The 13,837-nt window shown below is 41.3% G+C and carries 15 protein-coding genes and 1 other RNA gene; 15 read left to right on the plus strand and 1 reads right to left on the minus strand.

Annotated features, from left to right (window positions below):
• The first annotated feature begins 11 nt into the window (after nt 1-11).
• On the plus strand, nt 12-131 hold the full coding sequence (locus FC33_RS08565; protein WP_081037014.1) for an LPXTG cell wall anchor domain-containing protein: 120 nt from the start codon (nt 12-14) through the stop codon (nt 129-131).
• 89 nt (nt 132-220) lie between these two features.
• Here the strand turns inward: FC33_RS08565 and FC33_RS01565 are convergent, their stop codons facing one another.
• The gene (locus tag FC33_RS01565) at nt 221-706 is read right to left on the minus strand and encodes a DUF1836 domain-containing protein (RefSeq protein WP_057826870.1); all 486 of its coding nucleotides are present in this window, start codon (nt 704-706) and stop codon (nt 221-223) included.
• A 168-nt stretch (nt 707-874) separates the two neighbouring features.
• On the opposite strand from FC33_RS01565, the gene trhA reads away from it, so the two are divergent.
• From trhA to FC33_RS01630, 14 genes are all read left to right on the plus strand, one after another.
• Complete coding sequence (gene trhA / locus FC33_RS01570) at nt 875-1,504, plus strand: PAQR family membrane homeostasis protein TrhA (RefSeq protein WP_057826871.1); 630 nt, start codon at nt 875-877, stop codon at nt 1,502-1,504.
• A gap of 95 nt (nt 1,505-1,599) precedes the next feature.
• Nucleotides 1,600-1,935, plus strand: a complete 336-nt coding sequence (locus FC33_RS01575; protein ID WP_057826872.1) for an ArsR/SmtB family transcription factor — start codon at nt 1,600-1,602, stop codon at nt 1,933-1,935.
• 80 nt (nt 1,936-2,015) lie between these two features.
• Nucleotides 2,016-2,699 (plus strand): ribonuclease H family protein, encoded by a 684-nt coding sequence (locus FC33_RS01580; RefSeq protein ID WP_057826873.1) that lies wholly within the window; start codon nt 2,016-2,018, stop codon nt 2,697-2,699.
• 212 nt (nt 2,700-2,911) lie between these two features.
• Entirely contained in the window at nt 2,912-4,309 is a 1,398-nt protein-coding gene (locus FC33_RS01585; protein WP_235803876.1) for a L,D-transpeptidase family protein, read from the plus strand.
• 79 nt (nt 4,310-4,388) lie between these two features.
• Nucleotides 4,389-4,757, plus strand: a transfer-messenger RNA (tmRNA) gene (ssrA, locus tag FC33_RS08140).
• A 79-nt stretch (nt 4,758-4,836) separates the two neighbouring features.
• Nucleotides 4,837-5,553 (plus strand): response regulator transcription factor, encoded by a 717-nt coding sequence (locus FC33_RS01590; protein WP_057826874.1) that lies wholly within the window; start codon nt 4,837-4,839, stop codon nt 5,551-5,553.
• A gap of 1 nt (nt 5,554) precedes the next feature.
• On the plus strand, nt 5,555-7,066 hold the full coding sequence (locus tag FC33_RS01595) for a sensor histidine kinase (RefSeq protein ID WP_057826875.1): 1,512 nt from the start codon (nt 5,555-5,557) through the stop codon (nt 7,064-7,066).
• A 115-nt stretch (nt 7,067-7,181) separates the two neighbouring features.
• Nucleotides 7,182-8,301, plus strand: a protein-coding gene (gene prfB, locus FC33_RS01600; RefSeq protein ID WP_235803877.1) for a peptide chain release factor 2 whose coding sequence is annotated in 2 segments (ribosomal slippage) — nt 7,182-7,253 and nt 7,255-8,301 — 1,119 coding nt in all. Because the reading frame shifts where the segments join, the coding sequence is not laid out codon by codon here.
• Between the two features lie 12 nt (nt 8,302-8,313).
• Nucleotides 8,314-9,414, plus strand: a complete 1,101-nt coding sequence (locus FC33_RS01605) for a PDZ domain-containing protein (protein ID WP_057826877.1) — start codon at nt 8,314-8,316, stop codon at nt 9,412-9,414.
• Between the two features lie 15 nt (nt 9,415-9,429).
• Entirely contained in the window at nt 9,430-9,756 is a 327-nt protein-coding gene (locus FC33_RS01610) for a PspC domain-containing protein (RefSeq protein ID WP_057826878.1), read from the plus strand.
• Between the two features lie 14 nt (nt 9,757-9,770).
• Nucleotides 9,771-10,115 carry a phage holin family protein gene (locus FC33_RS01615; protein WP_057826879.1) on the plus strand — a complete coding sequence of 115 codons (345 nt, stop codon included), beginning with the start codon at nt 9,771-9,773 and terminating at the stop codon, nt 10,113-10,115.
• 71 nt (nt 10,116-10,186) lie between these two features.
• Entirely contained in the window at nt 10,187-11,125 is a 939-nt protein-coding gene (gene hprK, locus FC33_RS01620) for an HPr(Ser) kinase/phosphatase (protein WP_057826880.1), read from the plus strand.
• A 21-nt stretch (nt 11,126-11,146) separates the two neighbouring features.
• Nucleotides 11,147-11,974: a prolipoprotein diacylglyceryl transferase gene (lgt, locus tag FC33_RS01625; protein ID WP_373863522.1), complete on the plus strand. Its 828-nt coding sequence runs from the start codon at nt 11,147-11,149 to the stop codon at nt 11,972-11,974.
• A 74-nt stretch (nt 11,975-12,048) separates the two neighbouring features.
• A complete protein-coding gene (locus tag FC33_RS01630) occupies nt 12,049-13,776 on the plus strand; it encodes a phospho-sugar mutase (protein ID WP_057826881.1) in 1,728 nt (575 codons plus the stop codon).
• Nucleotides 13,777-13,837 lie beyond the last annotated feature (61 nt).

Here is a 13,837-nt window from a genome sequence, read left to right on the forward strand (position 1 = left end):
ATAAGAATACTTTGCCGCAAACCGGTGAAGATTCAGCAAATCATTCGTTGTTCGGCGGATTGTTGATCGCTCTTTCAGGACTGCTTGGACTCTTCGGAATCGGAAAACGGAAAAAAGATAAAGAAGAATAATGGCAAATGAAAAACGCTCTCCAGCGATGGAGGGCGTTTTTTGTAAAGAATAAAAATTCCGCTAAGCAATCAATGCTTAACGGAATTTTTTAATGCTCATTAATTAAATGCTCACTAATGATTTTACAAATCACGGTTTGAATAATAAGGTTCAAGGCCAACTCAGCCCGGCTTGATTCATCAAAATGCAAGTCAAGGTTAAAGTGGTGCAAATCAAGATCAGCAAACGCAGTGTTGAAAGCTTTGCAAAATGAATTGTAATTTTCCTGGTAATTATCTTGGACGTTGGTAAGCAACCATTCATGAATATCATCAAGTGAGTAGACCTGTTTCATGATGGTGATCAGAATCAGCGAAGCAACGTGTTCTTGTGAATATTTCTTTTTGATCGGCTTCGGCATTAATCCTTTTTTGACGTAGCTGTTCACCATCGACGCGGTAATTGGGCCCGAAATAATCGATTCAAGGTACCGGTTTCCAAGGCTGACGACCTGATCCATATAAAGGGCCAGATCAGGCAGCTCTTTCCATTGCGGCAGTTGCGGCGCGTTTGCAAGTAATTCATCGATCTTCATTGTGTTAAATCCTTCTTTAATTAATCTGATTTAATTATAGCATGCTTTGGAATTTGAATTGAAAATAAAATTAGATTTCCAATTGATTTTAATATTTAAATTCATTATAACTAGAATTTAAATCTAGATGTAGTATAATTAAGATACCAAGGATGAAGGAGCGAGAACATGACACATAAAGAACAGATTATCAATGAAATCTTAAGTGCAGTCACCCACGCAATTGGAATCGGCTTAAGTATTTGGGGATTAGTGTTATTGATTTTAAAAGGCATCAAAACAAATTCGATCCTGGTTGCGGTTACGGTGATTATTTATGGAATAACGTTAATTGGGTTATATTTGTTTTCAACCCTTTTTCATTCGTTGTACTTTACAAAGCTTAGTCGAATTTTCCAATGCTTTGATCATTGCGGGATCAACTTATTGATTGCCGGGACTTACACCCCGTATTGTTTACTGGCGATTCGCGGCTGGCTAGGAATTGGGATGCTGGTTGTGATTTGGGCACTTGCCCTTGGCGGAATGGCTTATCACTTATTTGCCAAGAACCGGCAACAAAAGGTTGAAACTCTTCTGTATGTTTTAATGGGATGGATGTGCTTACTGGGAGCTAAACCGTTGTTAACAAGTTTAGGAATCACCTCATCGTGGTTATTGATTGCTGGCGGGGTGGTTTTTACCCTTGGAGCATTGATCTACAGCATTCGCAATTTACGGTTTGCCCATGTGATCTGGCATTTGCTGGTCATGGGCGGGACGGCGTGCATGTTTTTATCAATTTATCTGTTCATTTAATTTAAATTTATAAAATTGTGGTGTAAACGCTTGCTGTTATCAAATCATAATGGTACTCTATAATTGAAATTGGTTTATGAAAGAAGTGGGGAAGGATGGCAGTTAGCAAGTTAAATCAACAGCAAGAAGCTGCGATTAAATCATTTGAAAAAGACTTTAATGTAATGCATGCATTGGCAGATCGAAATCGGCAAAAAATTATCGTACTCCTTGCTCACCACTTAGATGATGGGTTGACGGTAACTTCAATTACGGAGAGAATGGCAATTACTCAACCCGCTGTTTCGCATCATCTTAAGATTTTGCGGGATGCAGGGATTGTTTCGTTTCATAAAAAAGGACTTCAAAGTGTCTACTATTTGACGCTGAAAGAACCGTTAAAAGGATTAGAACAATCTTTAAACGGGTTACGGACGAAATTCGAAAAGTAATTAAAAGGTAAAAAGTTAAAGACGGATGCGAGACTGAGCGATGAGCGCAGCCTCATTTTTTATTTTAGAAGGGAATTACAATGAAATTTTACGCTGTGCGCAAGGGACGCAAACCAGGAATCTATTCAATTTGGAGTGAATGTGAAGCCCAAGTTAAGGGATTTCCCAAAGCAGAATATAAAAGTTTTCGCCAACGAACTGATGCCGAAAGTTATCTTCAAGGGAATGAAGTTTCAAATTCCAAAAAGAAGTCTTCGTCTTCGGCAGTCCAAAGCGGCTGGAAGGATCCGGATATTCTTTTATTTACCGACGGCGGATCCCGCAACCATGGCAACCATGCGGGCGATCATGTCCATGCTGATGATAAGGCGGCCTGGGCGTTCTTGATTCGGCGGGATGGTCATAATGTGCGCGGAACAGGCGGTGAATACGGCGCAACCAATAACCGGATGGAATTGATGGCTTTAAAAAATGCGTTGAAAGTTCTGGGACAGCGCGGATGGAATCACGAAAAAATTAATGCCACCTTAGATTCACAGTACGTTTTGCAGGCGATTCAAAAGAAGTGGCTGCAGTCGTGGAAACGAAACGGGTGGCGCAAATCATCCGGTGAACCGGTTGCTAATCAAGAATTGTGGCAGGAAATTGACCGTCTTTTACCATATTTCCCGCAAATTAAGTTTATTTGGACTAAAGGCCATGCGGACAATAAGGGAAATGTAATTGTTGACCAAATGTTGAATGCCAAAATGGATCAAATGTAGTTTTAATAGGATAAGAAATTTTCAATAGGTAATAAAAAATATTTTGACCAGTGAAAATTTATTAGCAGGGTAAATCGCGGTTTATTAGGATTTATAAATTTATCAGAAAACGGTCATAAATTTCCCATTTTTAATTCAATGAATTTAGTTAAATTAAGGATTGAAAACTTAATTTTAAAAGCTATAATTAGGTAAGTAAACTAATGGAGGGATTGATAGGTATCAAAGCGAAAAAGAAAGGAGCAATTATTACGATCGTTGTGGTCGCAGTAATTGCCATTGCATTCGGTGGAATGGCAGCTTATCAAGCAAACCATTTTAATAAAGGAGTTGCCATTAATGGAGTTAATGTTGGGGGATTGACTGCAAGTCAAGCAATGTCAAAACTCGAGAACGGGAAACTGGATAATATGGTTAAAGTTGGTAATCGAGTAATTTACCAAGGAAAGCAAACCGTTTCCGGAGTTACCGCTCAAGACGAACCAGAAGTCAAAGCAATTTTGAAGAAACAATTTACTTTGATTCCAACAAGTAAGGCAAAAAACTATAACGTTTCATCAAATCAAAATAATCAATACCGGACAATTGATCTGCGCAATGCGGTGCAACAAAAGTTAACCGCAATGAACGCTAACCGGACACCAGCACGGGATGCCTGCGCCGTTTTGAAGAACGGAACGGTTTCAGTTGAAAAGGCAAAAGACGGAAATCAATACAACGTCAAAGCAATGATGAAGGAATATGATAATCAAGTCAACGATGATCATATTGATTTGAAAGCCATCATCGCTAAGCCAGTAACCGAATCAAGCCAACAAGTTGAAAATGAAAAGACGAAGTTGCAAGATTTGGCGAATGCAACGGTTGATTATAAGGTTGAAAATCAAGATTATAATTTACCAGCTAAACAAATGATCACGTCAGCTAAATATATCAATGGCAAGTATCAAATTAATTCAAAGGCCCTTGCGGATAAGATTGATCAAATCAACAAGAGTCAATCGACCCTTGGCAAGAAGTTCAACTTTAAGACTTCAAATGGCAATACCATTCAAGTTCAAGGCAAGACGTATGGCTGGGCAATTGATACGAAGAGTGCGGTTGCAAGCATCTTAAAGGCTTACGAAAATGGAACGAAGACCGTTGATGCCAAGAATAATATTTATGGGATTGGCTACAATGAAAACGGAACGGGCTATGGCGTAACATCAAACGATGGCATCGGTGATACTTACGCTGAACTTTCAATCGCTGATCAACATGCATGGTTCTACCGTGATGGAAAGTTAGTTGATCAAGTTGACGTTGTAACCGGGAACGTCCAATCACATAATGATACTCCTAAAGGGGTTTACTACATTATGTACAAACAATCACCTTCAACCTTGAAGGGGGTTGGCTATAACGGTCAAGCTTACAGCTGCAAGGTTCAATACTGGGCTCAATTTACAAACGATGGTTGCGGCTTCCACGATGCATGGTGGCGGACAAACTGGGCCAAGGATGCATACTTGACTCAAGGATCAGACGGGTGTGCCAATATTCGTCCAGACCAAGCCGGCCAAGTTTACAATTCACTTTCAGTTAATGAACCGGTAATTGTGTACTAGTAAGGAAAAATAAAGGGATGGCAAGCACAAAATTTGTTTTTTGGTATGATTATGATAGAATACTAATGTAACAGATTTTGGGGATGTTTAGGATTCGACAGGTATAGGTCGAGCTTAAACTGCGCTTAGTAGGTTGCGACTACTATAAAACGCTCAGTTAAATATAACTGCAAAAAATAACAATAATTCATACGCCTTAGCTGCCTAATCGCGGTATAGCGTAAATCTTGATTAGGATCGTCCACGTTCTAATTAAGGTTTTATAAGCAGTGGACTACGTTGTCAGTTCCCGTCTGAAATTGGCAAAAGAGATCGATCAGGCTAGTTGATAACGGTGGCCATGTTACACGGCGGAGTTATTAATGAAATTTAAATAGTGTGACTATGAACGTAGATGTTTAGGTGGCGATATGCTTGGACGCGGGTTCGACTCCCGCCATCTCCATAAGAGGGCTGAAGCTAGGGAATGATCCTTCTTCAGTCTTTTTTGTTAAATTCAGCTCGATAATTAGGTAGGAGAGATATTAATGAAGATTTTAATGATTGAAGATAACAAATCAGTATGTGAAATGATGTCGATGTTTTTTGAAAAGGAAAATTGGGATGCCACGTATGCCTACGATGGTGAAGAAGCCATTGAAAAGTTCAAGGCCGCTCCTAATAGTTGGGATATGATCACGTTGGACTTGAACCTTCCAAAGATGGATGGGATGCAGGTGAACGCTGAAATTCGGAAGATTTCAAAAACCGTTCCGATCATCATTTTGACAGCGCGGGATTCAGAAAGCGACCAGGTTTTAGGGCTTGAAATGGGAGCTGATGATTACGTTGTTAAGCCGTTTTCACCAATCACATTGATTGCCCGGATCAAAGCTCTTCACCGGCGGGCAACGATTGGCGGCGGAACTCCAAACCAAGATAATACCGCTGAAAAATTTGATGTGGTTACTGATCATTTGAAATTGAGTACAACCACGCGGGAAGTCTTTTTGGATGATAAGCCGTTAAATAATTTGACCCCGAAGGAATTTGATCTTTTAAAGACCCTTGCTCAAAAACCGCGGCAAGTCTTTTCACGGGAACAATTATTGCAACTGGTTTGGGACTATGAATACTACGGTGATGAACGGACCGTTGATGCCCACATCAAGAAGATTCGGCAAAAGATCGAAAAGGTTGGCCCCCAAGTGATTCAAACGGTTTGGGGTGTTGGTTACAAGTTTGATGATTCTGAGGTAAAGTAAAATGAAGTTTAAGTTCAAACTTCTTTATCAGCAAATGTTGCTGTTTTTTACAATGATCGTGTGTTTCCTTGCAATTGTTGGGGTTTCCTTGTTTCACCTGACAAAGGAAAATGTTTACCAGGATGCATGGACACGGATGGAGGGCTATGCTCAAAGTATTCGCAACAATGCATTGCAATTAACGACGAATGACCAGGGCGAAACCCAAATCACGTTGAATGCCCAAGAACTGCGGGATAGTGAAATGATCTTGAAGAACAATGATGTGCATTTTACGATTTATACCAGTCCGGATCAAGTTCTTTATCCGCAATACGGGTTTAAGTCAACGATTTCGAAAAATGATTGGAAAGAATTGCAAAGCGGCAAAATTTTAAAACGGCGGGATGACCTTGCAGGGAAGGGACGGTTGTTTAAGGATCACCATGGTGAACACCCGAAAATGATGCCCAAGCAACGGATGACGGATATTTTCATGCCGTGCTTTGATGTTAACGGTCAGCTTGTTGCCGTCATTTCAGTTGCATCTGCCGTTTCAAACATTCACAACGATTTCCGCAAGGTTCAGCAAAATTTAACGTTTGCGTTAATGATCTGTACGATTTTGGGATTCATTATCAGTTACCTGATTGCCCGTTACATTACGAAGCGAATCAAAAAGATACAGGCTGCTACCCGCCAAGTCGCAGAGGGCAATTTTGATGTTCAGATTGAACACGGAAATCAAGATGAGCTTGATGAACTCGCGATTGATTTTAATCAAATGGCCACGTCACTGAAAGCATCGTCGGAAGAAATTCAGCGGCAGGAACAGCGACGCAAGGAATTCTTTGCGAATGCTGCGCATGAAATGCGGACACCGTTAACGACCATTAACGGTTTGCTCGAAGGAATGAAGTACAATGCAATTCCTGAAAACAAGGTCGGCGAAAGTATTGATTTAATGAGTAACGAAACAAAACGGTTGATTCGGCTTGTTAATGATAACTTGGACTATGAACGGATTCGGTCCGGTTCGATGCAGCTTAACTTAACAAAGTTTAGCGCAACCGAAACGTTGAACAAGATCATGCGGCAACTCACGCCGAAAGCCGATGAAGCAAACGACCATTTCGAAATGCAAACGCAGGAAGACATTCCGGTATGTGCTGACTATGACCGGTTTACGCAGATTTTCTATAACATCATTCAAAATGCGATTCAGTTTACAACGGATGGAACGATCACGGTGGCCGTTAAACGGCGTGAAAAGCAAGTTGGAACAGAAATTAAGGTTTCAGATACCGGAATCGGAATGAGTCAGGAACAGTTGGATAATATTTGGGAACGGTATTACAAGGCAGACCAATCACGGGCGCGGACAAAGGGCGAATCCGGATTGGGACTTGCAATCGTTCACCAGTTGATCCAACAGCATAAAGGAAAAATCAAGGTTACAAGTACTGAAGGAGAAGGAACAACGTTTACGCTGTTCTTCCCGGATCAGAAAGTTGCAACTGCAAAGAAGAAATAGGCAAAGAAAGAGATTGCGGCAAATGCTGCGATCCCTTTTCTGTATTTTATGGTAGTTTTCGTTCAAAAGCGATTCATGTATAATGAAAGAGAATTAATATCAAAGGAGAATCAAAATGGAAATTGCGGATTATCGAAATCAAATCGAAGCAATGAACCATCAGATCTCTGAGTTCGGGAGGTCTCTTTGACTTAGAGAGTCTTGAAGGGCAAATTGCTGAAAACGAGTCGAAGATGGCTGAACCTGGATTTTGGGATGATGGCACGGCTGCTCAAAAGTTAATTAATGAAAATAATGAATTAAAAAATAAGTTTGATAACTTTCATCAACTTTCACAATCAATTGACGATTTAGATGTTTTATTTGAATTAGTACAGGAAGATGAAACGGATGCGGAGCTCCGAGCGGAATTGGAGACGCAGCTCAATGATACACAAGCGCAACTTGAAAAGTATCAACTGTCTTTGCTGTTAAATGGAAAGTATGACAAGGATAATGCAATTCTTGAAATTCATCCTGGCGCTGGCGGAACCGAATCCCAAGACTGGGGTTCGATGCTGATGCGGATGTACATGCGGTGGGCAGAACAGCATAACTTTAAGGTTGAAGTTGCGGATTATCAAGTTGGTGAAGAAGCCGGAATTAAAAGTGTAACCTTAATGATCAAGGGCACGAATGCATACGGCTATCTTCGCAGTGAAAAGGGTGTTCACCGGCTGGTACGGATCTCTCCGTTTGATGCGGCTGGCAGACGCCACACATCATTTGCGTCCGTTAACGTGATGCCAGAACTTGACGACAGTGTTGAAGTCGATTTACGGCCAGAAGATATCAAAATGGAAGTTTTCCGGTCAAGCGGTGCCGGCGGCCAGCATATTAATAAAACGTCATCGGCGGTCCGGTTGATTCACATTCCGACCGGGATCGTGGTTTCTAGTCAGGCACAGCGGTCGCAATTTCAAAACCGGGCAACAGCGGAAAGCATGTTAAGGGCTAAACTTTACCAGCGTGAATTGGAAGAAAAGCAGCGGCAAAAAGCTGAGATTCAAGGTGAACAAATGGATATCGGCTGGGGTTCGCAGATTCGGTCTTACGTTTTTCACCCGTATTCAATGGTGAAGGATCACCGGACTGGATATGAAACGGCCAACAACCAGGCGGTAATGGACGGTGACCTTGACGGCTTTATTAATGCTTATCTTCAATGGAAGTTACAACAGGAAAATCCGCAATAAAGAGGGATATGAATGGAATTTTTTAAATTAATTGGAACATTTTTGATTCAACCATTATTGTGGCTGGGAATTTTATGGACGGGTGTTTGTTACACGCTTCGAATTCGCAGTGATCGGCGGAACTTTAAAATTGCATTGAATAAGGATTGCTTTGAAATTCGCCATTTTATTAAGAAGGGAATTTTATGGGGAATCGTTGGTTCGCTGATCAGTTTGCTTATTGGCTGCTATTTACCGATGAAAGCAATTGTCCTATACGAAATTTTGGCGGCAGTGGCTGTTCTTTGCATATCCCGCATTGATCTGAGTGCCGTTCCGCTTTACATTTTAGGAATTTTAGCAGTTCTTCGGCAACCAGCAGTTTTACCGGTAATCTTATTGTTATTGGGATTCAATTACCTTGTTAAAGGCCGATTGACCCATGGCGAAAGTGCGGTCTGGTTTACGCCGCAAATCAAGCAGAATCGGCGGAAACGGCGCTTAGCAGTTTATCGTTGGAGCGAGTTTACGGTTTTGCCGTTAATGATTTATATTCCAGGAACTTTAATGGAAAAACTATTCCATTTTTTGCCGTTGATTCATTTCGGCGAAGTTCATTTTAGTTTGTTTATTTTGCCGTTTTTTGTCGGCAGTGCAGGCCGGATTCGCGGCGAACAAGTTGAAGCCCGAATGCAAACGGTCCAAAAACAAAACCTAATTTTGGCAGCTGGTGCCTTCGTCCTCGCAGTTGGCGCATGGTTATTGCCGCATTTGGAAATTTTATGGATCATGATCATGCTGGCGATGACGGTTGGAATTCACCTTTACCATTATTTACAGGTAAATAAAAACCGGGCGCAATATATTGAAGTGAGCGAAGGAATTCGGGTAATTGCCATTCGTCCGGGAACCCCGGCAGCGAAGATGAGTCTTAATCCTGGTGACGTGATTTTGACGTGCAATAATCAACCAGTTACGAATGAAAATCAATTTTATGAAGCATTACAGCTTGATTCGGCATATTGCCATTTGAAGGTCAAGACAATGAGTGGTGATTTAAAAATCACAGAAGGAGCAATTTATAACGATTCACCGTATGAACTTGGAATCGTTCAGTTTCGGAAGATGAATTAAAGTGGGAGGATTTGAATGAAAAAGAAACTTTACCGTTCAAACGATCATCGGATTTTATTTGGAGTATGCGGTGGTTTTGCGGATTATTTCGGAATTGATCCGAAGTATATTCGAATTGGTTACTTGATTTTTGGTCTGATTTGTTCAATGTTTGCCCGGCTTTCGATTTTGCCAGTCGGCATTTATGTTATTTTAGCTCTGGCAATGCCGCTTAATCCGAACCAATCGGCCACCAGCTTTAGTTCTTTTTTTGGAGATCAAACATCAAATCGTCCTGCACGGCCGAATAATCAAGGACGGAAAGTTATTCGGGACGTGAAGGAAAAAGATATTAAGAAGTAGAAGGGAAATCATTCATGGGATTCTGGAAAAAAGCAATTCTTGATACGTTGATTTTTATTGCGATTGCCGGATTTTTTCCATCAATGTTCCACGTTTCAAGCCTTTGGATGGCATTTGTGGCGGCAGTCGTTGTCGGATTGCTGAACCGCTTTGTTAAACCAATCATCGTGTTACTGTCATTGCCGATCACTGCACTGACATTTGGCTTGTTTTACGTGGTGATCAATGCGTTTATGCTTGAACTTGCTTCATGGGCACTTAAACCGGATTTTGCCTTCAGCAGTTTTGGGGCAACGTTGGTGACGGCAATCATTATCAGTGTGGTCAATATGATCGTTTCCGACCATTTTATTGAATAATTAATCGGCACTGGTTAGATTTAATGGTAAAATGTTAATGATAAAAAGGCTTTCAGAAATGAGGAATGAGGATGCGAAGTGTAACAGTCAAACAGTTAGCTGATGCATGCGGATTGACCGTGTATTCAGGGCAAGAATACCTCGATAAACGGTTAATTAAAACCGATGATATGTCTCGTCCAGGATTGGAATTGACGGGATACTTTGATTACTACCCGGCTGAACGGGTTCAGCTTTTCGGAATGACGGAAATTTCATTTTCACAACGGTTGACTCCTGAAAATCAACTTAAAGTTATGCGGCAGTTATGTACTGATGAAACGCCATGCCTGGTTGTTTCACGGTCATTACCGGTTCCCGAAAGTATGGCAACCGCAGCGGCGGAAAAGAATATCCCGATTTTGGGAACGAAGTCGTCAACTTCGCGGATTGCTTCACGGATCACGTATTATTTGCAAGGTCAACTTGCAGAACGGCAATCGCTTCATGGCGTTTTAGTTGATATTTATGGGTTAGGAGTTCTGATCACCGGGGATTCCGGGGTCGGAAAATCAGAAACTGCCCTTGACTTGATCAAACGCGGTCACCGGTTGATTGCCGATGATCGGGTTGAAGTTTATAAGAAGGATGAATTTACGGTTTACGGTGAACCGCCGAAAATCTTAGCTCACTTACTTGAGATTCGTGGAGTTGGGATCATCGACGTCATGAATTTATATGGTGCAGGGGCTGTTCGGACGCATGCCCATATTTCACTGATCGTTCACCTTGAAAATTGGAGTAAGGATAAACAATTCGATCGTTTAGGCAGCGGCGAAGAAGAACAAGAGTTGCTCGGAATCAAGATTCCAAAGATCACGATTCCAGTTAAAGTTGGACGGAACATGGCCATTATTGTTGAAGCAGCGGCAATGAATTACCGGGCAAAGACAATGGGTTACGATGCAACGAAGACTTTTGATGAAAACTTAAATAACTTGATTAAGGAAAATTCAACTCAGAATAAATAAGAGAGATGGAAAATTTTGAATATTGCAGCAACAGCGATTATTAATCGAATTGCGTTTACAATTGGACCGATCATGGTTCACTGGTATGGAATTATTATCGCAACCGGCGTTTTACTTGCGGTTATTTTATCAGTTCGGGAAGGAAATCGCCGCGGACTTGATGAAGAAAACATTTATGATTATTTGATTATTGGGTTACCGATTTCAATTATTTGTGCCCGAATCTACTACGTTGTTTTTCAATGGCAATACTATTCAGCGAATCCCGAAATGATTTACCGGATTTGGGATGGCGGAATTGCGATTTACGGCGGGTTGATCGGCGCGGCAATTACGTTGATCATCTTTTGCAAGCACCGGGGGATCTCAGCATGGGAGTTCTTAGACATTGTTGCGCCAACCGTAATTATGGCTCAAGGAATTGGCCGGTGGGGCAACTTTGTTAATCAGGAAGCTCACGGAGTTGCAACGTCGCTTGCATTTTTGCAAAATACACTGCACTTACCGCATTTTATTGTTCAGCAAATGTGTATCAACGGGACATATTACCAGCCGACATTTTTGTATGAATCAGTATGGGATATTGCTGGGTTTATTTTACTGATGGTCCTCCGGCATCGAAAACAGTTATTTAAACGCGGCGAAGTTTTTTTGACGTATGTAATGTGGTACTCATTCGGTCGGTTCTTTATTGAAGGAATGCGGACTGATAGTTTAATGCTCGGACCGCTTCGGGTTTCACAGTGGCTATCATTTATTTTCTTCTTCAGTGCATTGGCAATCTGGATCGTGCGGCGGCGGAAGGCTGAGCAACCGTGGTATTTAGACCAAGATGCAATTAAAAGATAAAATTTAATCAAAAATAGTTACGATAAAAACGCTTTTATAGTAAAATTAAAGTGATATTTAGGAAGGTGATATTAATGAGTTGGGAAGAAACCTATCAAACATGGAAAGATAATCCTGAATTAGCAGCTGATTTAAAGGCTGAATTAGATCAATTAGCAGATAATCAAGAAGCATTAGAAGATGCATTTTACGAACCGCTTTCATTCGGAACTGCTGGAATGCGGGGCGTTTTAGGGGTTGGAATCAACCGGATGAACATTTATACTGTTCGCCAAGCAACTGAAGGGCTTGCAACTTTTATGGACACCCTTGATGATGAAACCAAGCAACGCGGGGTTGCAATCAGTTATGATTCACGGCATCATTCACAAGAATTTGCATTTGATGCTGCCCGGGTTTTAGGAGCTCATGGAATTCCAACATTCGTTTTTGAAAGTTTGCGGCCAACTCCAGAACTTTCATTTACAGTTCGTCATTTACATACATATGCGGGAATTATGATCACTGCAAGTCATAATCCAAAGCAATACAACGGATACAAGATTTACGGCGAAGACGGGGCTCAAATGCCACCAAAAGAATCAGATATGATCACTAAGTATATCCGTCAAGTGAAGGACATTTTCGGCGTTAAGGTTGCTGATAAGGATGCATTGATCGAAGACGGTACCCTTAAGATTATTGGTGACGAAGTTGATAAGGCATACTTAGAAGAAGTTAACCAAGTAACGATCAATCATGAATTGGTTGCCGAAGAAGGCAAAACAATGAAGTTGATCTTTACGCCGCTTCACGGTACGGGAGCAATGTTAGGGGAAAAGGCTTTGAAACAAGCGGGTTTTGAAAACTTCACGATGGTTCCGCAGCAAGCTGAACCAGATCCGGAATTTTCAACCGTTAAAAAGCCAAACCCAGAAGATCCGGCTGCCTTTGATTTGGCAATTGAACTCGGTAAAAAAGAAGGGGCTGACTTGTTGATTGGGGTTGACCCGGATGCTGACCGTTTAGGCGCTGCGGTTCGTCAACCAAATGGTGAATACAAGTTATTGACCGGGAACCAAATTGCAGCCATTCTTTTGAATTACATTTTGACGGCCCGGAAAGATGCCGGTACATTGCCATCAAATGCAGTGGCTGTTAAATCAATCGTATCAAGCGAATTTGCAACGAAAGTCGCTGCCAACTTTAACGTTAAGATGATCAACGTTTTAACAGGCTTTAAGTTTATTGCTGAACAAATTAAGAATTTTGAGGCTGACGGTTCACACACATTTATGTTTGGGTTCGAAGAAAGTTACGGCTATTTGATTCGTCCATTCGTTCGCGATAAAGATGCCATCCAATCATTGGTAATGCTTGCCGAAGTTGCTGCCTTCTACAAGAAGCAAGGCATGAACCTTTATGATGGTTTGCAAGAACTCTTCAAGAAGTATGGTTACTTCGCTGAAAAGACAATTTCATTGACCTTTGATGGGGTTGAAGGTGCTAAGGAAATTGAAGACTTGATGACGAAATTCCGTGAAGAATCACCAAAGGAATTTGCCGGTTACAAGGTCGTTGCCTTAGAAGACTTTGAAAAGTCAACGAAGACGAATGCTGACGGGACAGTTGAAGAAATCAAGATTCCAAAATCAAATGTGTTGAAGTACTTGCTTGAAGATGGAACTTGGATCGCTGTTCGGCCTTCAGGAACAGAACCGAAGATTAAGTTCTACATTGGAACGCAAGCCGATTCACAAGACGAAGCATTTGCTAAACGGCAACAATTTGAAGATACAGTGATGGCCTTTGTTAAAGGCTAATCGAATCAATTGAATTAAAAAGCATTTAAGGCTGGTGAATTTCCAGCCTTTTTGCTTGCCG

It is taken from the genome of Ligilactobacillus aviarius subsp. aviarius DSM 20655, from assembly GCF_001436315.1.
Lineage (GTDB): Bacteria > Bacillota > Bacilli > Lactobacillales > Lactobacillaceae > Ligilactobacillus > Ligilactobacillus aviarius.

Excerpts from the sequence above, each read along its gene's own strand:
- FC33_RS01630 (WP_057826881.1), top strand. The coding sequence starts at position 12,049 with ATGAGTTGGGAAGAAACCTATCAAACATGGAAAGATAATCCTGAATTA.
- FC33_RS01580 (WP_057826873.1), top strand. The coding sequence starts at position 2,016 with ATGAAATTTTACGCTGTGCGCAAGGGACGCAAACCAGGAATCTATTCA.
- FC33_RS01615 (WP_057826879.1), top strand. The coding sequence starts at position 9,771 with ATGGGATTCTGGAAAAAAGCAATTCTTGATACGTTGATTTTTATTGCG.
- FC33_RS01595 (WP_057826875.1), top strand. The coding sequence starts at position 5,555 with ATGAAGTTTAAGTTCAAACTTCTTTATCAGCAAATGTTGCTGTTTTTT.
- FC33_RS01605 (WP_057826877.1), top strand. The coding sequence starts at position 8,314 with ATGGAATTTTTTAAATTAATTGGAACATTTTTGATTCAACCATTATTG.
- FC33_RS01575 (WP_057826872.1), top strand. The coding sequence starts at position 1,600 with ATGGCAGTTAGCAAGTTAAATCAACAGCAAGAAGCTGCGATTAAATCA.
- hprK (WP_057826880.1), top strand. The coding sequence starts at position 10,187 with ATGCGAAGTGTAACAGTCAAACAGTTAGCTGATGCATGCGGATTGACC.
- FC33_RS01565 (WP_057826870.1), bottom strand. The coding sequence starts at position 706 with ATGAAGATCGATGAATTACTTGCAAACGCGCCGCAACTGCCGCAATGG.
- FC33_RS01590 (WP_057826874.1), top strand. The coding sequence starts at position 4,837 with ATGAAGATTTTAATGATTGAAGATAACAAATCAGTATGTGAAATGATG.
- trhA (WP_057826871.1), top strand. The coding sequence starts at position 875 with ATGACACATAAAGAACAGATTATCAATGAAATCTTAAGTGCAGTCACC.
- FC33_RS01610 (WP_057826878.1), top strand. The coding sequence starts at position 9,430 with ATGAAAAAGAAACTTTACCGTTCAAACGATCATCGGATTTTATTTGGA.